Annotated in this window: 19 protein-coding genes and 2 pseudogenes; 19 read left to right on the top strand and 2 right to left on the bottom strand. The window is 59.5% G+C overall.

Annotation, left to right across the window (positions count from 1 at the left end; translation table 11 throughout):
- Genes tauB through tauD form a run of 3 tightly spaced genes read left to right on the top strand, consistent with a single transcriptional unit; the run spans nucleotide 1 to nucleotide 2,446 of the window.
- Nucleotides 1-768, top strand: a complete 768-nt coding sequence (tauB, locus tag ACOWVD_RS21400; RefSeq protein ID WP_004930385.1) for a taurine ABC transporter ATP-binding subunit — start codon at nucleotides 1-3, stop codon at nucleotides 766-768.
- Entirely contained in the window at nucleotides 765-1,601 is an 837-nt protein-coding gene (tauC, locus tag ACOWVD_RS21395) for a taurine ABC transporter permease TauC (protein WP_033631937.1), read from the top strand. Before tauB ends, tauC begins: the two co-directional genes overlap by 4 nt.
- The gene (gene tauD / locus ACOWVD_RS21390; RefSeq protein WP_004930389.1) at nucleotides 1,598-2,446 is read left to right on the top strand and encodes a taurine dioxygenase; all 849 of its coding nucleotides are present in this window, start codon (nucleotides 1,598-1,600) and stop codon (nucleotides 2,444-2,446) included. Before tauC ends, tauD begins: the two co-directional genes overlap by 4 nt.
- Before the next feature lie 3 nt (nucleotides 2,447-2,449).
- On the opposite strand, the gene ACOWVD_RS21385 is transcribed toward tauD, so the two are convergent.
- Nucleotides 2,450-4,363, bottom strand: a complete 1,914-nt coding sequence (locus tag ACOWVD_RS21385) for an ABC transporter ATP-binding protein (protein WP_015379276.1) — start codon at nucleotides 4,361-4,363, stop codon at nucleotides 2,450-2,452.
- Nucleotides 4,364-4,492: 129 nt separating this feature from the next.
- Between ACOWVD_RS21385 and kefG the strand changes: the two genes are divergently transcribed.
- The 7 genes and pseudogenes from kefG (at nucleotide 4,493) to ACOWVD_RS21350 (ending at nucleotide 10,490) form a co-directional block, all read left to right on the top strand.
- Nucleotides 4,493-5,044: a glutathione-regulated potassium-efflux system ancillary protein KefG gene (gene kefG / locus ACOWVD_RS21380; protein ID WP_004930395.1), complete on the top strand. Its 552-nt coding sequence runs from the start codon at nucleotides 4,493-4,495 to the stop codon at nucleotides 5,042-5,044.
- Between the two features lie 2 nt (nucleotides 5,045-5,046).
- Nucleotides 5,047-6,855 carry a glutathione-regulated potassium-efflux system protein KefB gene (gene kefB / locus ACOWVD_RS21375; RefSeq protein WP_015379275.1) on the top strand — a complete coding sequence of 603 codons (1,809 nt, stop codon included), beginning with the start codon at nucleotides 5,047-5,049 and terminating at the stop codon, nucleotides 6,853-6,855.
- Nucleotides 6,856-6,869: 14 nt separating this feature from the next.
- Entirely contained in the window at nucleotides 6,870-7,073 is a 204-nt protein-coding gene (locus tag ACOWVD_RS21370) for a YheV family putative zinc ribbon protein (RefSeq protein WP_015379274.1), read from the top strand.
- 112 nt (nucleotides 7,074-7,185) lie between these two features.
- Nucleotides 7,186-7,773 (top strand): peptidylprolyl isomerase, encoded by a 588-nt coding sequence (gene slyD, locus ACOWVD_RS21365; protein WP_004930407.1) that lies wholly within the window; start codon nucleotides 7,186-7,188, stop codon nucleotides 7,771-7,773.
- Nucleotides 7,774-7,865: 92 nt separating this feature from the next.
- Nucleotides 7,866-7,997, top strand: a pseudogene (locus tag ACOWVD_RS21360) (LacI family DNA-binding transcriptional regulator); the annotation flags it as partial.
- 12 nt (nucleotides 7,998-8,009) lie between these two features.
- Nucleotides 8,010-9,311 (top strand): annotated as a pseudogene (nhaC, locus tag ACOWVD_RS21355) (Na+/H+ antiporter NhaC); the annotation flags it as partial.
- 6 nt (nucleotides 9,312-9,317) lie between these two features.
- Nucleotides 9,318-10,490, top strand: a complete 1,173-nt coding sequence (locus ACOWVD_RS21350; protein ID WP_197843149.1) for a MalY/PatB family protein — start codon at nucleotides 9,318-9,320, stop codon at nucleotides 10,488-10,490.
- Nucleotides 10,491-10,505: 15 nt separating this feature from the next.
- On the opposite strand, the gene ACOWVD_RS21345 is transcribed toward ACOWVD_RS21350, so the two are convergent.
- Complete coding sequence (locus tag ACOWVD_RS21345) at nucleotides 10,506-10,733, bottom strand: SlyX family protein (protein WP_004930414.1); 228 nt, start codon at nucleotides 10,731-10,733, stop codon at nucleotides 10,506-10,508.
- 356 nt (nucleotides 10,734-11,089) lie between these two features.
- Here ACOWVD_RS21345 and fkpA point away from each other — a divergent pair, with 356 nt between their 5' ends.
- The 9 genes from fkpA to ACOWVD_RS21300 form a co-directional block, all read left to right on the top strand.
- Nucleotides 11,090-11,929, top strand: coding sequence for an FKBP-type peptidyl-prolyl cis-trans isomerase (gene fkpA, locus ACOWVD_RS21340; protein ID WP_015379270.1), 840 nt, complete (start codon nucleotides 11,090-11,092; stop codon nucleotides 11,927-11,929).
- A 372-nt stretch (nucleotides 11,930-12,301) separates the two neighbouring features.
- Nucleotides 12,302-13,024 carry a helix-turn-helix transcriptional regulator gene (locus tag ACOWVD_RS21335; protein WP_004930418.1) on the top strand — a complete coding sequence of 241 codons (723 nt, stop codon included), beginning with the start codon at nucleotides 12,302-12,304 and terminating at the stop codon, nucleotides 13,022-13,024.
- Nucleotides 13,024-13,413, top strand: a complete 390-nt coding sequence (gene tusD, locus ACOWVD_RS21330) for a sulfurtransferase complex subunit TusD (protein ID WP_049240533.1) — start codon at nucleotides 13,024-13,026, stop codon at nucleotides 13,411-13,413. The genes ACOWVD_RS21335 and tusD overlap by 1 nt, the downstream gene beginning before the upstream one ends.
- 7 nt (nucleotides 13,414-13,420) lie before the next feature.
- Complete coding sequence (gene tusC, locus ACOWVD_RS21325) at nucleotides 13,421-13,780, top strand: sulfurtransferase complex subunit TusC (RefSeq protein ID WP_044029960.1); 360 nt, start codon at nucleotides 13,421-13,423, stop codon at nucleotides 13,778-13,780.
- Between the two features lie 9 nt (nucleotides 13,781-13,789).
- Complete coding sequence (gene tusB, locus ACOWVD_RS21320; protein WP_164095720.1) at nucleotides 13,790-14,077, top strand: sulfurtransferase complex subunit TusB; 288 nt, start codon at nucleotides 13,790-13,792, stop codon at nucleotides 14,075-14,077.
- A 143-nt stretch (nucleotides 14,078-14,220) separates the two neighbouring features.
- Complete coding sequence (gene rpsL, locus ACOWVD_RS21315) at nucleotides 14,221-14,595, top strand: 30S ribosomal protein S12 (RefSeq protein WP_004930426.1); 375 nt, start codon at nucleotides 14,221-14,223, stop codon at nucleotides 14,593-14,595.
- Between the two features lie 96 nt (nucleotides 14,596-14,691).
- Nucleotides 14,692-15,162: a 30S ribosomal protein S7 gene (gene rpsG / locus ACOWVD_RS21310; protein WP_004956203.1), complete on the top strand. Its 471-nt coding sequence runs from the start codon at nucleotides 14,692-14,694 to the stop codon at nucleotides 15,160-15,162.
- A gap of 93 nt (nucleotides 15,163-15,255) precedes the next feature.
- Nucleotides 15,256-17,370 carry an elongation factor G gene (gene fusA, locus ACOWVD_RS21305; protein ID WP_004930429.1) on the top strand — a complete coding sequence of 705 codons (2,115 nt, stop codon included), beginning with the start codon at nucleotides 15,256-15,258 and terminating at the stop codon, nucleotides 17,368-17,370.
- A gap of 70 nt (nucleotides 17,371-17,440) precedes the next feature.
- Nucleotides 17,441-17,694: GTP-binding protein (locus tag ACOWVD_RS21300; protein WP_032983140.1), on the top strand; the 254-nt coding region annotated here is incomplete at its 3' end.

Raw genomic sequence — 17,694 nt, 5'->3', positions numbered from 1 at the left:
ATGCTAAACGTCAATCATCTTTCAGCAGAGTATCAGGGGCGGCCCGCGCTGCGTGACGTGTCGTTCCAGATCGCCGCCGGGCAACTGGTGGTGGTGCTCGGCCCATCGGGCTGCGGCAAGACCACGCTGCTGAATTTGATCGCCGGGTTTATCGAGCCTTCAGCTGGCAGCATCACGCTGGATGGAACGCCCGTTCACGGCCCGGGCGCCGAACGGGGCGTGGTGTTCCAGCATGAGGGCTTACTGCCGTGGCGTAACGTGGTGGACAACGTTGAGTTCGGCCTGCAGCTGGCCGGCATCGGCAAGGCGCAGCGCCGCCAGGTGGCGGAGCAGATGCTGCAGCGCGTGGGGCTGGCAGGCTATGAACAGCACTTCATCTGGCAGCTTTCCGGCGGCATGCGCCAACGCGTCGGCATTGCCCGCGCCCTGGCCGCCGATCCGCGTCTGCTGTTGCTGGATGAGCCGTTCGGCGCGCTGGACGCGTTCACGCGCGAGCAGATGCAGGAGCTGCTGCTAACCATCTGGCGAGATACCGGCAAACAGGTGCTGCTGATCACCCACGATATCGAAGAGGCGGTGTTCCTCGCCAGTGAACTGTTACTGCTGTCGCCGGGGCCGGGGCAGGTGGTGGAGCGGCTGTCGCTGAACTTCGGCCAGCGCTATGCCGACGGCGAAGCCTGCCGCGCCATCAAGTCCGATCCTGAATTTATCGCTCAGCGCGAATATGTGCTGGGCAAAGTTTTCCAACAGCGCGAGGCCTTGCTATGAGCCTGCATTCCACTCTGAAGGCTGCAGCCCAGCCGCAGGGCAAAGCGGCGCGCCGTTTCAGCGTGCCGCGCAACGTTTGGTTGAGCGGCGCCACGCTGTTGACGGTGTTGATCGTCTGGTGGGGCGTGACGGCGCTGCAGCTGATCAGCCCGCTGTTTTTGCCGGCGCCGCAGCAGGTGCTGCACCAGTTGATCACCATCGCCAGCCCGCAAGGCTTTATGGACGCCACGCTATGGCAGCATCTGGCGGCCAGCCTGGGGCGCATTTTGGTGGCGCTGCTGGCGGCGGTGATCGTCGGTATTCCGGTGGGCATCGCCATGGGGCTGAACGACACGGTGCGCGGCATCCTCGATCCGCTGATTGAGATCTATCGTCCGGTGCCGCCTCTGGCCTATCTGCCGCTGATGGTGATTTGGTTCGGCATCGGCGAGACCTCGAAAATCTTGCTGATTTATCTGGCGATCTTCGCGCCGGTGACGCTCTCCGCCGTGGCCGGCGTGCGCAGCGTGGCGCAGGTACGAGTGCGCGCCGCCCGCGCGTTGGGCGCCACGCGTTGGCAGGTGCTGCGTTTCGTGGTGCTGCCGAGCGCGCTGCCGGAGATCCTGACCGGCATTCGCATCGGGCTGGGCGTCGGCTGGTCGACGCTGGTGGCCGCCGAACTGATCGCCGCCACGCGCGGCCTGGGATTTATGGTGCAATCCGCCGGCGAGTTTTTGGCGACCGACGTGGTGTTGGCCGGCATCGGCGTGATTGCGGTGATTGCATTTGGGTTGGAGCTGGGGCTGCGCGCCCTGCAGCGCCGATTGACCCCGTGGCATGGAGTACAGCAATGAACGAACGTCTGAATATCACCCCGCTGGGGCCTTACATCGGGGCGCTGGTGGAAAACGTCGAATTGGCCCGGCCGTTGGGCGACGGCCAGTTTGAACAGCTTTATCATGCGTTGCTCAAGCATCAGGTGCTGTTCTTCCGCAACCAGCCGATCACGCCGTTGCAGCAGCGCGATCTGGCCGGGCGCTTCGGCGATCTGCATATCCATCCGGTCTATCCGCACGCCACCGACGTGGAAGAGATCATCGTGCTCGATACTCACGACGACAATCCGCCGGACAACGACAACTGGCACACCGACGTGACCTTTATCGAGAACCCGCCGCTGGGCGCGATCCTGGCGGCCAAGACCTTGCCTGCCACCGGCGGCGATACGCTGTGGGCCAGCGGCATCGCGGCCTACGAAGCGCTGTCGGCGCCGTTCAGAACGCTGCTCGCGGGGTTGCGCGCAGAGCATGACTTCACCAAGTCGTTCCCGGAGCACAAGCATCGCGGTAGCGAAGAAGAACACCAGCGTTGGCAACTGGCGGTGCAGAAAAACCCGCCGCTGCTGCATCCGGTGGTGCGCACTCACCCAGTCAGCGGCCGACAGGCGCTGTTCGTCAATGAAGGGTTCACCACGCGGATCGTGGATGTGGCGCCGAAGGAGAGCGATGCTTTACTGAATTTCCTGTTCGCTCACATCACTAAGCCGGAGTTTCAGGTGCGCTGGCGCTGGCAGGAAAATGACGTGGCGATCTGGGATAACCGCGTGACGCAGCACTACGCCAACGCGGATTATCTGCCGCAGCGGCGCATCATGCACCGCGCGACCATTCTGGGGGATAAACCTTTTTACAAGGCCTGAGGCTTAGGCTTCGAACGCCTGCGTTAACTGCTCCAGCTGTTCCTGCGCATCCAGCCAGGTCATTTCCGTCTCTTCCAGCGCGGATTTGGCTTGGCTTTGCTTTTGCAGGCAGTCGGTCAACTCGGCCTTGCGGCTGATGTCGTACAGCGCGGGATCCGCCAGCTGTTCCTCCACCGCCGCCAGTTCGGCGCCCAGTTTTTCCATCTGCTGTTCCAGCTTGGCGATCTGCTTGCGCAGCGGTTGGGTTTGCGTACGGAACTCCGCCTCGCGGCGTTTTTGATCCTTGCGCGCCTGCGCGCTGTTGCCGCCGCTCTCTTTTTCCGGCGCGTCCTGCTGGCTTTCCTGGCGCTGCAGGTCGACAAGCCACTGCTGATAATCGTCGAGATCGCCCTCGAAAGGCTCGACCTGGCCATCGTGCACCAGGTACAGATCGTCGGTGGTGGAGCGCAGCAGGTGACGGTCGTGCGATACCACCACCAACGCGCCTTCGAAATCGATCAGCGCCTCGGTCAGCGCCTGACGCATGTCGAGATCCAGGTGGTTGGTCGGTTCATCGAGCAGCAGCAGGTTCGGGCGCTGCCAGACGATCAGCGCCAGCACCAGCCGCGCCTTCTCGCCGCCGGAGAAACGCTCGGTCATTTCGCTGACCTTGTCGCCCTGGAAGCCGAAACCGCCCAGATAGTCGCGCAGCTGCTGCTCCAGCACCCTTGGGGCGATGCGGCTCAGGTGCTGCAGCGGCGATTCGTCGGCGCGCAAAAATTCCAGCTGATGCTGGGCGAAGTAACCCAGCTTGATGCCTTTCGCCAGGCCGATCTCGCCGCTCAGCGGCTCCAGGGTGCCGGCCAGCAGTTTGATCAGCGTCGATTTCCCGGCGCCGTTGCGGCCGAGCAGGCCAATGCGCGAGCCGGGCACCAGGTTCAGCTTGATTGACTTCAGGATCACTTTATCGCCATACCCGGCGCTGACTTTTTCCATGCGCAGCAGCGGGTTCGGCAGGCTTTCCGGCGGGCGGAAGCTGAAGGTGAACGGGTTGTCGACGTGCGCCGGGGCTATCAGCTCCATGCGCTCCAGCATCTTGATGCGGCTCTGCGCCTGTTTGGCCTTGGTGGCCTGCGCGCGGAAACGGTCGATATAGCTTTGCAGGTGCGCCACTTTCTCTTGCTGGTGCTGATACAGCGACTGCTGCTGCGCCAGCTTGGTAGCGCGCTGGCGTTCGAACGACGAGTAGTTGCCGGTGTACTCGTTCATCGTCTGCTGTTCGATATGCAGGATCTTGTCGACGATCGGATCGAGGAAGTCGCGGTCGTGCGAGATCAGCACCAGCGTGCCGGGATAGCTTTTCAGCCAGCGTTCCAGCCAGATCACCGCATCGAGATCCAGGTGGTTGGTCGGTTCGTCGAGCAGCAGCAGATCGGAACGGCACACCAGCGCCTGCGCCAGGTTGAGGCGCATGCGCCAGCCGCCGGAAAAGTCGCGCACCGGGCTTTGCAGCTGTTCGTTGGAGAAGCCGAGGCCGTGCAGCAGGCTGGCGGCGCGGGAACGGATGGTCCAGGCGTCGATGGCGTCCAGCTTGCCGTGCAGGGTGGCGATGGCGTGGCCGTCGTTGCGATCGTTGGCCGCCTGCAACTCGGCTTCAAGCTGGCGAAACTCGCGGTCGCCGTCGATAACATACTCGATCGCCGGCACGTCCAGCGCCGGCGTCTCCTGGTTGACCCAGGCCAGCGCCCAGTTGCCGGGGAAGGTGAAGCTGCCGCCGTCCGCCGCGATCTCGCCCTTCAGCAGCGACAACAGCGTGGATTTGCCGCAGCCGTTTTTGCCCACCAGGCCGACCTTCTGACCTGGATTAACCGTCGCCGTGGCGTTGTCCAGCAGGACGCGGATGCCGCGTCGGATTTGTAGCGAGGAGAATACAATCATAAAGCGCCGTATGTTCAGAGTATGTTAAATTATCATTAAGGTAACAGAACGCGCACCGCGCGCTGTTTTTGTCTTTGCGATGCATGGTAACGGAAAACCGCTACCCTGACGACGCTTTGGAGGGGAATGATGTCGCAGCCGCCCAAGGTCTTGCTGCTGTATGCCCATCCGGAATCTCATGACTCGGTGGCGAACCGGGTTTTGCTTCGACCGGCGCAGCAGTTGGAACATGTCACCGTGCACGATCTCTACGCGCACTATCCTGATTTTTTTATCGATATCCATCACGAACAACAGCTGCTGCGTGAGCACCAGGTCATCGTGTTTCAGCATCCTCTTTATACCTACAGCTGCCCGGCGCTGCTGAAGGAGTGGCTGGATCGCGTGCTGGCGCGCGGCTTCGCCAGCGGCGTGGGCGGCAATGCGCTGGCGGGCAAGTACTGGCGCTCGGTGATCACCACCGGCGAGCCGGAAGGCGCCTACCGTACCGGCGGTTATAACCACTATCCGATGGAAGATATCCTGCGGCCGTTCGAGCTGACCGCCGGGATGTGCCATATGCATTGGTTGACGCCGTTCGTGGTGTATTGGGCGCGGCGGCAAAAGCCGGAGGTGCTGCGCAGCCATGCGGACGCCTACGGGGACTGGCTGAGCCACCCGCTGCCGCACGGAGGACGATGATCATGGAAGGATCGACCTTACTGACCGCCATTTTGCTGTTCCTGTTCGCCGCGGTGGTGACGGTGCCGATCGCCCGCCGTCTGGGGATCGGCGCGGTGCTGGGCTATCTGATCGCCGGTATCGCCATCGGCCCGTGGGGATTGGGCTTCATTCGCGACGTTGACGAGATCCTGCACTTCTCCGAGTTGGGCGTGGTGTTCCTGATGTTCATCATCGGCCTGGAGCTGAACCCCAGCAAGCTGTGGGAGCTGCGGCGCTCGATCTTCGGCGCCGGCGCCGGCCAGGTGTTGATCACCGCGGCGGTGCTGGGCGCGTTGCTGTACCTGACGCACTTCGCCTGGCAGGCGGCGGTGATCGGCGGTATCGGCCTGGCGATGTCTTCCACCGCCATGGCGCTGCAGCTGATGCGCGAAAAGGGCATGAATCGCAACGAAGGCGGGCAGCTGGGTTTCTCGGTGCTGCTGTTCCAGGATATGGCGGTGATCCCGGCGCTGGCGTTGATCCCCATCCTGGCCGGCGCCGGCGGCACCAGCGACGACTGGGCGAAGATCGCGCTCAAGGTGGCGGCGTTCGGCGGCATGCTGATCGGCGGCCGCTTCCTGCTGCGGCCGCTGTTCCGCTATATCGCCGCTTCCGGCGTGCGCGAGATCTTCACTGCCGCGGCGCTGTTGCTGGTGCTCGGCTCGGCGCTGTTTATGGAGACGCTTGGCCTGTCGATGGCGCTCGGCACCTTCATTGCCGGCGTGCTGCTGGCGGAGAGCGAATACCGCCACGAACTGGAGATCTCCATCGAGCCGTTTAAAGGGCTGCTGCTGGGACTGTTCTTTATCTCGGTGGGCATGGTGTTGAATATCGGCGTGCTCTACACCCATCTGGCCGAGGTGTTGATCGGCGTACTGGCGCTGGTGGCGGTGAAATCCGGCGTGCTCTACGGCGTGTCGCGCCTGTTCGGCCTGCGTAGTTCGGTGCGCCTGCAGTTTGCCGGCGTGCTCAGCCAGGGCGGTGAGTTTGCCTTCGTGCTGTTTTCTGCGGCGGGCGCGCAAAAGGTGCTGCAGCCGGATCAACTCTCTTTGCTGTTGGTGGTAGTGACGCTGTCGATGATGACCACACCGTTACTCATGCAGGCCATCGACCGCATTTTGGCGCGCCGCTATAACGCCAAAGGCGAAGACGAGGAGACGCCGTACGTAGAGGACGACGATCCTCAGGTGATCATCGTTGGCTTCGGGCGTTTCGGCCAGGTGATCGGCCGCCTGTTGATGGCCAACAAAATGCGCATTACCGTACTGGAACGCGACGTCAGCGCCGTCGGGGTGCTGCGGCGTTACGGATATCAGGTTTATTACGGCGACGCCACCGAGTTGGAGCTGTTGCGCGCGGCGGGCGCCGAAAAGGCCAAGTCGATCGTGATTACCTGCAATGAGCCGGAAGACACCATGGAGATCGTGCGGCTGTGCCAGCAGCACTTCCCGAATCTGAGTATTCTGGCGCGGGCACGCGGCCGCGTGGAGGCGCATGAGTTGCTGCAGGCGGGCGTAAAACAGTTCAGCCGCGAAACCTTCTCCAGCGCGCTGGAACTGGGGCGCAAGGCGTTGATGGAGTTGGGCATGCACCCCCATCAGGCCTTCCGCGCCCAGCAGCATTTCCGCCGCCTGGATATGCGCATGCTGCGTGAACTGATGCCGCCGCATCAGGGCGACGTGGCGCAAATTTCCCGCGTGAAAGAGGCGCGGCGCGAGCTGGAAGAGCTGTTCCATCGCGAAATGCAAAAAGAAAGTCGCCAGTTTGACGGCTGGGATGAATACGAATAAGCGGGAGCATAACGATGTCTGCAACACGTAAGAGATTTATCGCCGGGGCGGTGTGCCCAAGCTGTAGCGCCATGGATACGCTGGCGGTGTGGCGGGAGGATCAGGTGGAAGTGGTGGAGTGCGTCAAGTGCGGCCATCACCAGCGCCAGACCGAACAACAGGTGGAAAAACACGTTCGACCGCAAGAGCAGGTGATCGGCATTTTTCAGCCGAAGTAGCGTTTTTTTATCCCGAAGGGTACAGCGAGGCAGATTTCCGTTACAATCTGTCCGGAAAAGGCGCGCATCCCGATAACGGTGTGCGTCCTAGTAGCCAACGGTAGGAGATATCATGAAAGTAGCAAAAGACTTGGTAGTCAGCCTGGCTTACCAAGTACGTACAGAAGACGGTGTTTTGGTTGATGAGTCTCCGGTGAGCGCACCGCTGGACTATCTGCACGGGCATGGTTCTCTGATCGCAGGTCTGGAAAAAGCGCTCGAAGGCCACGACGTTGGCGATCGTTTTGACGTTCACGTCGGCGCGAACGACGCGTACGGCAACTACGACGAAAACCTGGTGCAGCGCGTACCGAAAGACGTCTTCATGGGCGTTGACGAACTGCAGGTCGGCATGCGTTTCCTGGCTGACACCGATCAGGGCCCGGTACCGGTTGAAATCACCGAAGTTGACGGCGACCACGTGGTGGTTGACGGCAACCACATGCTGGCCGGCCAAAACCTGAACTTCAACGTGGAAGTTGTCGCGATCCGCGAAGCGACCGCAGAAGAACTGGCGCACGGTCACGTACACGGCGAGCACGACCATCACCACGAACACGGTGAAGGCTGCTGCGGCGGTCACGGCCACAGCCACGATCACGACCATGGTCACGACCACGGTAAAGGCGGTTGCGGTAACGGCGGTTGCGGCTGCCACTAAGCAGAACGCGATCACGAGACAAGAGGGCGGCCATCGGCTGCCCTTTTTTATGCGCGGCGCACCGGGCGCCGAACGGCACAACAGGACATGCCATGGCCACCATGAAAGACGTTGCGCGGCGCGCCGGCGTTTCCACGGCCACCGTCAGCCGGGTGATCAATAATACCGCCTACGTTGAGCCGGTGACCCGCGAACGCGTCGAGAAGGCGATGCGCGAGTTTAACTACCACCGCAACGCCGCCGCGTTGGCCTGGTGGCAAGGCTACCGCTGGGATGACATCATCGGGGCCATCGTGGCCAAGCTGGCTAAGGCGATGCCGGTGATCATGATCCTGATCTGCGTGGGCGGGCTGATCGGCACCTGGATGATCAGCGGCACAATCCCTTACATGGTGTATTGGGGGCTGAAGCTGATTAGCCCGCAATACATTCTGATCGCCGCGTTCTTCATCACCAGCGTGATCTCGGTGTGCACCGGTACCTCGTGGGGGGCGGCCGGCACCGTGGGCGTGGCGCTGATGGGCGTGGCCGCCGGTCTGGACGTGCCGCTGGCCGCCGCGGCCGGGGCGGTGGTGTCCGGCGCCTACTTCGGCGACAAAATTTCCCCGTTGTCCGATTCGACGAACTTCGCGGCTATCGTCGCGGATACCGATCTCTACAGCCATATCCAGCATCTGATGTACACGACGCTGCCGAGCTTCATCCTGGCCGCCGTGGTGTACCTGATCGCCGGCCACACCGGCGCGGTGGGCAGCGTGGCAACGCCGGAAAAAGTGACCGAAATCGTCAGCGCGCTTGAGGGGTTGTACCATTTCAATCTGCTGTTGATCCTGCCGCCGGTGCTGGTGCTGTGGGGCGCGGTGACCAAACGGCCGGTGATCCCCGTCATGCTGGCCGCCTGCGCGCTGGCGATCGCCATCGGCGTCGCGCTGCAGGGTTTTAGCCTGCAACAGGGGCTGAATGCGTTGATGGACGGTTTCCATCTGTCGATGTTCGCCAGCCAGGGCCATAACGTTGAAGGGATCGTCGCCGATGTGCCGCGCCTGCTGAACCGTGGCGGCATGTTCTCGATGATGAGTACGATCCTGCTGGTGTTCTGCGCCTTTTCCTTCGCCGGCGCCTTGACGCTGACCGGCGCGTTGACGGTGATCATCAGCCGGCTGCTGAAAGTGGTGCACACCACCGGTCAACTGATCGCCGCTACCGTTGCCACCACCATCCTGGTGACCGGCGCGACCAGCGACGGCAAGCTGGCGCTGCTGATCCCGGCGGAGCTGTTCAAAGGGGCCTATCGACGCATGGGGCTGGACAACAAAAACCTGTCGCGCACCGTCGAAGATGCGGGCACCGTCATCGAGCCGCTGATCCCGTGGACGGCCGCCGGTATTTACATGGCGACCACGCTGGGAGTGAGCACGCTCGATCTGCTGCCGTGGGCGATCCAATGTTATGTCGCAGTGGTGTTCGCCCTGATTTATGGCTTCACCGGCTTCGGTATCGCCAAACTCCAACCTCAGAACGACTTGCAGCGTAGGAAGCCTGACATGACGAGTCATTTCAACGCCATCATCGATCGCCACAATACCGGCTCCGTGAAGTGGGACTTCATCGACCGCTATCTGCAACTGGACGGCAGCGAATTGTTGCCGATGTGGGTGTCCGATTTCGACTTTCCATGCCCGCCGGAGGTGCAACAGGCGCTGCATCAGCGGGTGGACCACGGCGTCTTTGGCTACAGCGAACGCGACGACGCCTACTACCAGGCGGCGATCGACTGGTTTGCCAAGCGGCACGACTTGCCGCTGCGGCGCGAGTGGTTCACGTCGATTGAAGGGGTGGTGCCGGGGTTGGCGATGCTGATCCAACTGCTCAGCAAGCCGGGGGACGGCGTGGTGGTGCAGGGGCCGTACTATGGCTCGTTCGCCAAGATAGTCACCATGAACGGCAGAGAGGTGATTGAAAATCCGCTGCTGGAAACCCCGCAGGGATACCGGATCGATTTCGACCAGCTGGCCGCCTGCCTGGCGCAGCGCAAACCGCCGCTGTTGTTGCTGTGCAATCCGCACAATCCGACCGGCCGTTGCTGGCGCCGCGAGGAACTGGAGCGGCTCATGGCGCTCTGCCACGCCCACGATGTCACGGTGATCTCCGATGAAATTTGGGCCGATCTGCTGCTGCCCGGCGAGACGTTTACATCGGTGTTGCATCTGGACGAGGAATATCGCGAGCGGGTGATTGCGGCGACGTCCGCCAGCAAAACCTTCGGACTCTCTTCGCTGCGCATTTCGAATTTTCTGATCCCCAATGCCCGGCTGCGGCAGGCGTTTGTCGATCGGCTGAACGCCCACGGGCTGGATGTATTCAACGCGCTGTCGATGACGGCGGCGACCGCGGCCTATCAACGGGGCGTTGCCTGGCTTGATGAGCTGCTCGACTACCTGGCGGAGAATCGGCGCTGGTTTGAGCAGGCGCTGGCGGCCGCCGCGCCCTGGTGCACGATGACCCAGGCTGAAGGGACTTATCTCGCCTGGCTGGATTGCCGTGCACTGGGTTTGAACGATGCTGACTTACAGCAGGCGCTGGTGGCGGTGGCGAAGCTGGCGCCGTCGATGGGCAGCGGTTTCGGCCCGCAGGGGAGCGGTTTTATCCGCATCAACCTGGGGTGCCCGCGCCGCTATCTCGAGCGTGCCGTCGACGGGCTGGCACGCCTGAAATAACCGCGCAGCGGGCCCTCAATAGTGCGGCGGAGGGGTTTCTTCCGATTGCGAGGCGATCATTGAGGTTTGGGTCGAGCGCAGCTTGTCGGTCAACATGCGCAGGTGTTCGCGCATCTTCAGCATTTCCATTTGATGCTGGATGACGGTCTGGTTGAGCTCTTCGATGGTGAGCTCTTGGAAGGCCTGGCGGCTCTCCAGTTCTTCAAGCCGCTGTAGCAGGCGTTGAATGTCGGCGTTGTGCATGAGGCTACCTCTGACGCGATAAAATCCTGATTCGGCGCTATGGTAACAGCTGACGCCGGGTTTGCTCGCGCTATTTCTCCAGGCGGCGCGCAACGTTGCGATCGGCAGTGTAAAGTGCTGAAAAGTTGCACGCCCGATACGCCGTTTTTTGCTAACCTCGCCGAATATTCTGCAAGAAAAATCTGATTTATCATGCGAGTAGCACACAGGGGGAAACTTCTTGGCAAAGCGGGAGTCACACTTTGACTCGATTGGTTACCTGTGCGACTGTTTTGTTTTGTTTCAGGCAGCTATAGTAGCCCGGTTATCTTACCTAATGATTGTTTGGGGCATTGCTTCAGACACTGGAGAAATGGATGAAATCTTTGTTTAAAGTCACGCTTCTGGCAACCACCATGGCTTTTGCTCTGAATGCGACCCAGGTCATGGCAGCCGATGCCGCCAAACCGGCAGAAGCCGCTAAACCAGCGGACGCGGCGGCAGCTCCGAGCACCGGCAAGTTCAAAAACGACGACGAGCAAGCCGCTTACGCACTGGGCGCCTCTCTCGGCCGTTACATGGACAACTCTCTGAAAGAGCAAGAGAAGCTGGGCATCAAACTGGACAAAGATCAGCTGATCGCCGGCGTTCAGGACGCGTTCGCCAACAAGAGCAAGCTGAACGACGCCGACATCGAGAAGACCCTTCAGGGCTTCGAAGCGCGCGTGAAGGCTTCCGCTCAGGCGAAGATGGAACAGGACGCCAAGGACAACGAAACCAAAGGCGCCAAGTACCGCGACAGCTTCGCGAAAGAAAAAGGCGTGAAGAAAACCGAATCCGGCCTGCTGTACCAGGTAGAGAAACCGGGCGCGGGTGAAGCGCCGAAAGACAGCGACACCGTGGTAGTAAACTACAAAGGCACCCTGACCGACGGTACTGAGTTCGATAACTCCTACACCCGCGGCGAGCCGCTGTCGTTCCGTCTGGATGGCGTGATCCCGGGCTGGACCGAAGGCCTGAAGCACATCAAGAAAGGCGGCAAAATCAAGCTGGTGATCCCGCCGGCATTGGCCTACGGCAAAACCGGCGTTCCGGGCATCCCGGCTAACTCCACGCTGGTGTTCGACGTTGAGCTGCTGGACGTGAAAGCGGCGCCGAAAGCCGACGCTAAAGCCGAAAAATCGGCTGACGCGAAAGCAGACGCTAAAGCGAAATAATCTCGTCGCTCTGTTTGCCACCGCCGCGGATGCCCTCCGCGGCGGTTTTCATTTCGACCGCCGCCGCTTCTCTCTCCATTGAACGCTTGACGCCTGCCGGGCATCGGGCTTAACGTCAATACCACGCGCAAACGCAAGGACTTTGCTCCGGTCGCTTTGCTAGACTAATAATTCTGACTTATCAGTCATGCGTCTGCCCCTTAGGGCGTGTACCTAAAATTGTTCCCGGCCGCCTCGCCCGCGGATGTCATCGTGCCGTTTATGCTGCTCTCAGCCAGCCGCGCTGCGGCGTGCCGACGACGGCAGCGATCCGGTCCGAGCGGTTTTAGCTGCGCCCCCTGGCACAGGCGATCTATGAGGGTGGTATCTTCGATGTCGAATTCGCTTTTATCCAGCGAAGCCAGCGAACTTGATTTGCTGAATGAACGTCCGTTTACTCAAACGGATCATGAAATCCTGAAATCCTATGAAGCGGTGGTCGATGGGCTGGCGATGTTGATCGGCGGCCACTGCGAGATCGTATTGCACGCGCTGGAAGACCTGAACAGTTCGGCGGTGCGCATCGCCAACGGGGAACATACCGGGCGTAAAATCGGTTCGCCGATCACTGACCTGGCGCTGCGCATGCTGCACGACATGGCCGGCGACGACAGCAGCGTGTCGAAAGCCTACTTCACCCGCGCCAAGAGCGGCGTGCTGATGAAGTCGGTGACCATCGCCATTCGCAATCGCGAACAGCGGGTAATCGGCCTGCTGTGCATCAACATGAACCTCGATGTGCCGTTCTCGCAGATCATGCAGACCTTTATGCCGCCGGCCACGCAGGACGTGCCGTCGTCGGTGAATTTCGCCTCTTCCGTCGACGATCTGGTGGCGCAGACGCTGGAGTTCACCATCGAAGAGGTGAATGCCGATCGCTCGGTATCCAATAACGCCAAGAACCGCCAGGTAGTGCTAAACCTCTATGAGAAAGGCATCTTCGACATCAAGGATGCGATCAATCAGGTGGCGGATCGCCTGAATATCTCCAAACACACCGTGTATTTGTACATCCGCCAGTTCAAGAGCGGCGATCTGTTGGGAAGCGACCGTTGATGCTCGATTATTGTCTGTTGGTCACCGGTCCGGCTTACGGCACGCAGCAGGCCAGCAGCGCCTATCAGTTCGCTCAGGCCCTGCTGGCGAAAGGACACCGGCTTTCCAGCGTCTTTTTCTACCGTGAAGGGGTATTGAACGCCAACCAGCTGACCGCGCCCGCCAGCGATGAGTTCGACCTGGTGCGCGGTTGGGCGCAGCTGGCTCAGCAACACGGCGTGGCGCTCAACGTCTGCGTGGCCGCCGCGTTGCGCCGCGGCGTCACCGATGAGCGGGAGGCGGCGCAGCAGGGGCTGGCAAGCGCCAACCTGCAGCCCGGTTTTACCCTGAGCGGGTTGGGTTCCCTGGCCGAAGCGTCGCTAAGTTGCGACCGTCTGGTGCAGTTCTGAGGATAGGATGAAACGAGTCGCTTTTGTTTTCACCCATGGGCCGCACGGCGGCGCCAGCGGCAGGGAAGGGCTGGATGCGCTGCTCGCCACGTCGGCGCTCAGTGAAGATGTGGGGGTGTTTTTTGTCGGCGATGGCGTATTGCAGCTGTTGCCGGGCCAACAGCCGGAAAAGATTTTGGCGCGCAATTACATTGCCACCTTTGGCGTGCTGCCGCTGTATGACGTGGAGCGGTGCTATCTGTGCCAGGCTTCACTGCAGGAACGCGGACTGAGCCAGGTGACCGATTGGGTGCTGGACGCCGAGGTGCTGGCGCCGGACGAGCTGCGCCGCGAACTGGACGGCTACGACGCCGTGATGACGTTTTAGGATCCTCTGATGCTGTATACCCTGAGCCATTCGCCAAACCAATGTGACCTGCCTGCGCTGCTGCGCCTGACGGCGCAGGGCGACGCGCTGTTGCTGCTGCAGGACGGCGTGCTGGCAGGCCTTGCCGGCAGCGCTCATCTTGAATTGCTGCTCGCCGCCCCCATATCCCTTTATGCGCTGCAGGACGACCTGGAAGCCCGGGGATTGGTTGGTCATTTTTCGCACGAAATCACTGTCGTCGGCTATAATCACTTCGTTGAATTAACCGAACAACACCGCAGCCAAATGGCCTGGTGATAAGAGTGATGTTGTATATTTCTTGACACCCATACTGGTCAGCCCTAAAATTCTGCGTCCTCGTACTTTGCCAGTAGTGCATACGAGGGGATTTATCACATGTTTACGAAGCTAGTACGAAGCAAAAACCAGGAGCTTTTTTAATGGCAACAATTAACCAGCTGGTTCGCAAACCACGCTCTGTGAAGGCTGCTAAAAGCAACGTTCCAGCGCTGGAAGCCTGCCCGCAGAAACGTGGCGTATGCACCCGCGTATATACCACTACCCCGAAAAAACCAAACTCCGCACTGCGTAAAGTTTGCCGTGTGCGTTTGACCAACGGTTTCGAAGTGACTTCCTACATCGGTGGCGAAGGCCACAACCTGCAGGAACACTCCGTAATCCTGATCCGTGGCGGTCGTGTAAAAGACTTGCCAGGTGTGCGTTACCACACCGTCCGTGGTGCACTTGACTGCTCCGGTGTTAAAGACCGTAAGCAAGCTCGTTCCAAGTACGGCGTGAAGAAGCCAAAGGCTTAATGGTTCTCCGTTAAGTAAGGCCAAACGTTTTAACTTTAATGTCAAAATAAACTCGTAGAGTTTTGGACAATCCTGAATTAACAACGGAGTATTTCCATGCCACGTCGTCGCGTAATCGGCCAACGTAAAATCCTGCCAGATCCTAAGTTCGGATCTGAGCTGCTGGCCAAATTTGTAAATATCCTGATGGTAGACGGTAAAAAATCTACTGCAGAAGCAATCGTCTATACCGCGCTGGAGACCCTGGCTCAGCGTTCTGGTAAAGATCACCTGGAAGCTTTCGAAGTCGCTCTCGACAACGTTCGCCCGACTGTAGAAGTTAAGTCGCGTCGCGTTGGCGGTTCTACTTATCAGGTACCAGTTGAAGTCCGCCCGGTTCGTCGTAATGCTCTGGCAATGCGTTGGATCGTTGATGCTGCACGTAAACGCGGTGATAAATCCATGGCTCTGCGCCTGGCGAACGAGCTGTCTGACGCAGCAGAGAACAAAGGTTCTGCTGTTAAGAAGCGTGAAGACGTTCACCGTATGGCCGAAGCCAACAAGGCGTTCGCCCACTACCGCTGGTAATCATCCGGCTGTAGTCATGCTAACCAAGCGGGCGCGTCAAATCGGCCCGCTTGGGTTAACTGAACTTGAACGCCCTAGGAATAGAGGAATCAAATGGCTCGTACAACACCCATTGCACGCTACCGTAACATCGGTATCAGTGCTCACATCGACGCCGGTAAAACCACCACTACCGAACGTATTCTGTTCTACACCGGTGTAAACCACAAAATCGGTGAAGTTCATGACGGCGCTGCCACCATGGACTGGATGGAACAGGAGCAGGAGCGTGGTATTACCATCACTTCTGCAGCGACTACTGCCTTCTGGTCTGGTATGGCCAAGCAGTTCGAACCGCATCGCGTAAACATCATCGACACCCCAGGGCACGTTGACTTCACCATCGAAGTAGAACGTTCCATGCGTGTGCTGGATGGCGCGGTAATGGTTTACTGTGCTGTTGGTGGTGTTCAGCCACAGTCTGAAACCGTATGGCGTCAGGCTAACAAATACAAAGTGCCACGTATCGCGTTCGTTAACAAAATGGACCGTATGGGCGCTAACTTCCTGAAAGTTGTAGGCCAGATCAAAACTCGTCTGGGCGCCAACCCTGTTCCTCTGCAGCTGGCTATCGGCGCAGAAGACAAATTCACCGGCGTTATCGACCTGGTGAAGATGAAGGCGATCAACTGGAACGAAGAAGACGCAGGCGTAACCTTCGAATACGAAGACGTGCCGGCTGACATGATGGATCTGGCTGAAGAATGGCGCCAGAACCTGATCGAGTCCGCTGCGGAAGCTTCCGAAGAGCTGATGGAAAAATACCTGGGCGGCGAAGAGCTGACCGAGGAAGAAATCAAATCCGCTCTGCGTCAGCGCGTGCTGAACAACGAAATCATCCTGGTTACCTGTGGTTCTGCGTTCAAGAACAAAGGCGTACAGGCGATGCTGGATGCGGTAATCGAATACCTGCCGGCACCAACTGACGTTCCTGCGATCAACGGTATCCTGGACGATGGCAAAGACACTCCGGCTGAGCGTCACGCAAGTGATGACGAGCCGTTCTCTGCGCTGGCGTTCAAAATCGCTACCGACCCGTTCGTGGGTAACCTGACCTTCTTCCGCGTGTACTCCGGCGTTGTTAACTCCGGCGACACCGTGCTGAACTCCGTTAAGGCTGCGCGCGAGCGTTTCGGCCGTATCGTTCAGATGCACGCCAACAAGCGTGAAGAGATCAAAGAAGTTCGCGCAGGCGACATCGCCGCTGCGATCGGTCTGAAAGACGTGACCACCGGGGACACCCTGTGTGATCCAGACTCTCCAATCATCCTGGAGCGTATGGAATTCCCTGAGCCGGTAATCTCTATCGCCGTTGAACCAAAAACCAAAGCTGACCAAGAAAAAATGGGTCTGGCTCTGGGCCGTCTGGCTAAAGAAGACCCGTCATTCCGCGTATGGACTGACGAAGAGTCTAACCAGACCATCATCGCCGGTATGGGTGAACTGCACCTCGACATCATCGTTGACCGCATGAAGCGTGAATTCAACGTTGAAGCTAACGTGGGCAAACCTCAGGTAGCTTACCGCGAAGCGATTCGCGCGAAGATTACCGATGTTGAAGGTAAGCACGCCAAGCAGTCTGGTGGTCGCGGTCAGTACGGTCACGTTGTGATCGACATGTACCCACTGGAGCCGGGCTCTAACCCGAAAGGTTACGAGTTCATCAACGACATCAAAGGTGGTGTAATTCCTGGCGAATACATCCCTGCCGTTGATAAAGGCATCCAGGAGCAGCTGAAGTCTGGTCCGTTGGCTGGTTACCCGGTAGTAGACATGGGTATTCGTCTGCACTTCGGTTCTTACCACGACGTTGACTCCTCTGAACTGGCGTTTAAACTGGCCGCGTCTATCGCCTTTAAAGAAGGCTTTAAGAAAGCGAAACCAGTTCTGCTTGAGCCTATCATGAAGGTTGAAGTTGAGACTCCAGAAGAGAACACCGGTGACGTTATCGGTGACTTGAGCCGTCGTCGCGGCATGCTGCGCGGTCAGGAATCTGAAGTGACTGGCGTTAAGATCCACGCTGAAGTACCGTTGTCCGAAATGTTCGGCTACGCAACTCAGCTGCGTTCTCTGACTAAAGGTCGCGCATCATACACCATGGAATTCCTGAAGTATGATGATGCACCGAACAACGTCGCTCAGGCCGTAATCGAAGCCCGTGGCAAATAAGCCGCAGGGTTAAAACCAAAGTCCCGTGCTCTCTCCAGAAGGGGAGAGCGCTATAGTAAGGAATATAGCCGTGTCTAAAGAAAAATTTGAACGTACAAAACCGCACGTTAACGTTGGTACTATCGGCCACGTTGACCACGGTAAAACTACCCTGACTGCAGCGATCACCACCGTTCTGGCTAAAACCTACGGCGGTTCTGCACGTGCTTTCGACCAGATCGATAACGCGCCAGAAGAAAAAGCTCGTGGTATCACCATCAACACCTCCCACGTTGAGTATGACACCCCGACTCGTCACTACGCGCACGTTGACTGCCCAGGGCA

This window comes from Serratia sp. SA088 (assembly GCF_049065515.1).
GTDB classification, from domain to species: Bacteria; Pseudomonadota; Gammaproteobacteria; order Enterobacterales; family Enterobacteriaceae; genus Serratia; species Serratia nematodiphila.
Note: the sequence above shows the minus strand (reverse complement) of the source record. Positions and strands in the feature narration are given on the sequence as shown.

Excerpts from the sequence above, each read along its gene's own strand:
- kefB (WP_015379275.1), top strand. The coding sequence starts at position 5,047 with ATGGAAGGATCGACCTTACTGACCGCCATTTTGCTGTTCCTGTTCGCC.
- tauB (WP_004930385.1), top strand. The coding sequence starts at position 1 with ATGCTAAACGTCAATCATCTTTCAGCAGAGTATCAGGGGCGGCCCGCG.
- slyD (WP_004930407.1), top strand. The coding sequence starts at position 7,186 with ATGAAAGTAGCAAAAGACTTGGTAGTCAGCCTGGCTTACCAAGTACGT.
- tusD (WP_049240533.1), top strand. The coding sequence starts at position 13,024 with ATGCTCGATTATTGTCTGTTGGTCACCGGTCCGGCTTACGGCACGCAG.
- ACOWVD_RS21350 (WP_197843149.1), top strand. The coding sequence starts at position 9,318 with ATGACGAGTCATTTCAACGCCATCATCGATCGCCACAATACCGGCTCC.
- fusA (WP_004930429.1), top strand. The coding sequence starts at position 15,256 with ATGGCTCGTACAACACCCATTGCACGCTACCGTAACATCGGTATCAGT.
- kefG (WP_004930395.1), top strand. The coding sequence starts at position 4,493 with ATGTCGCAGCCGCCCAAGGTCTTGCTGCTGTATGCCCATCCGGAATCT.
- tusB (WP_164095720.1), top strand. The coding sequence starts at position 13,790 with ATGCTGTATACCCTGAGCCATTCGCCAAACCAATGTGACCTGCCTGCG.
- rpsG (WP_004956203.1), top strand. The coding sequence starts at position 14,692 with ATGCCACGTCGTCGCGTAATCGGCCAACGTAAAATCCTGCCAGATCCT.
- tauD (WP_004930389.1), top strand. The coding sequence starts at position 1,598 with ATGAACGAACGTCTGAATATCACCCCGCTGGGGCCTTACATCGGGGCG.
- ACOWVD_RS21345 (WP_004930414.1), bottom strand. The coding sequence starts at position 10,733 with ATGCACAACGCCGACATTCAACGCCTGCTACAGCGGCTTGAAGAACTG.
- tauC (WP_033631937.1), top strand. The coding sequence starts at position 765 with ATGAGCCTGCATTCCACTCTGAAGGCTGCAGCCCAGCCGCAGGGCAAA.
- ACOWVD_RS21370 (WP_015379274.1), top strand. The coding sequence starts at position 6,870 with ATGTCTGCAACACGTAAGAGATTTATCGCCGGGGCGGTGTGCCCAAGC.
- tusC (WP_044029960.1), top strand. The coding sequence starts at position 13,421 with ATGAAACGAGTCGCTTTTGTTTTCACCCATGGGCCGCACGGCGGCGCC.
- fkpA (WP_015379270.1), top strand. The coding sequence starts at position 11,090 with ATGAAATCTTTGTTTAAAGTCACGCTTCTGGCAACCACCATGGCTTTT.
- ACOWVD_RS21385 (WP_015379276.1), bottom strand. The coding sequence starts at position 4,363 with ATGATTGTATTCTCCTCGCTACAAATCCGACGCGGCATCCGCGTCCTG.
- ACOWVD_RS21335 (WP_004930418.1), top strand. The coding sequence starts at position 12,302 with ATGTCGAATTCGCTTTTATCCAGCGAAGCCAGCGAACTTGATTTGCTG.
- rpsL (WP_004930426.1), top strand. The coding sequence starts at position 14,221 with ATGGCAACAATTAACCAGCTGGTTCGCAAACCACGCTCTGTGAAGGCT.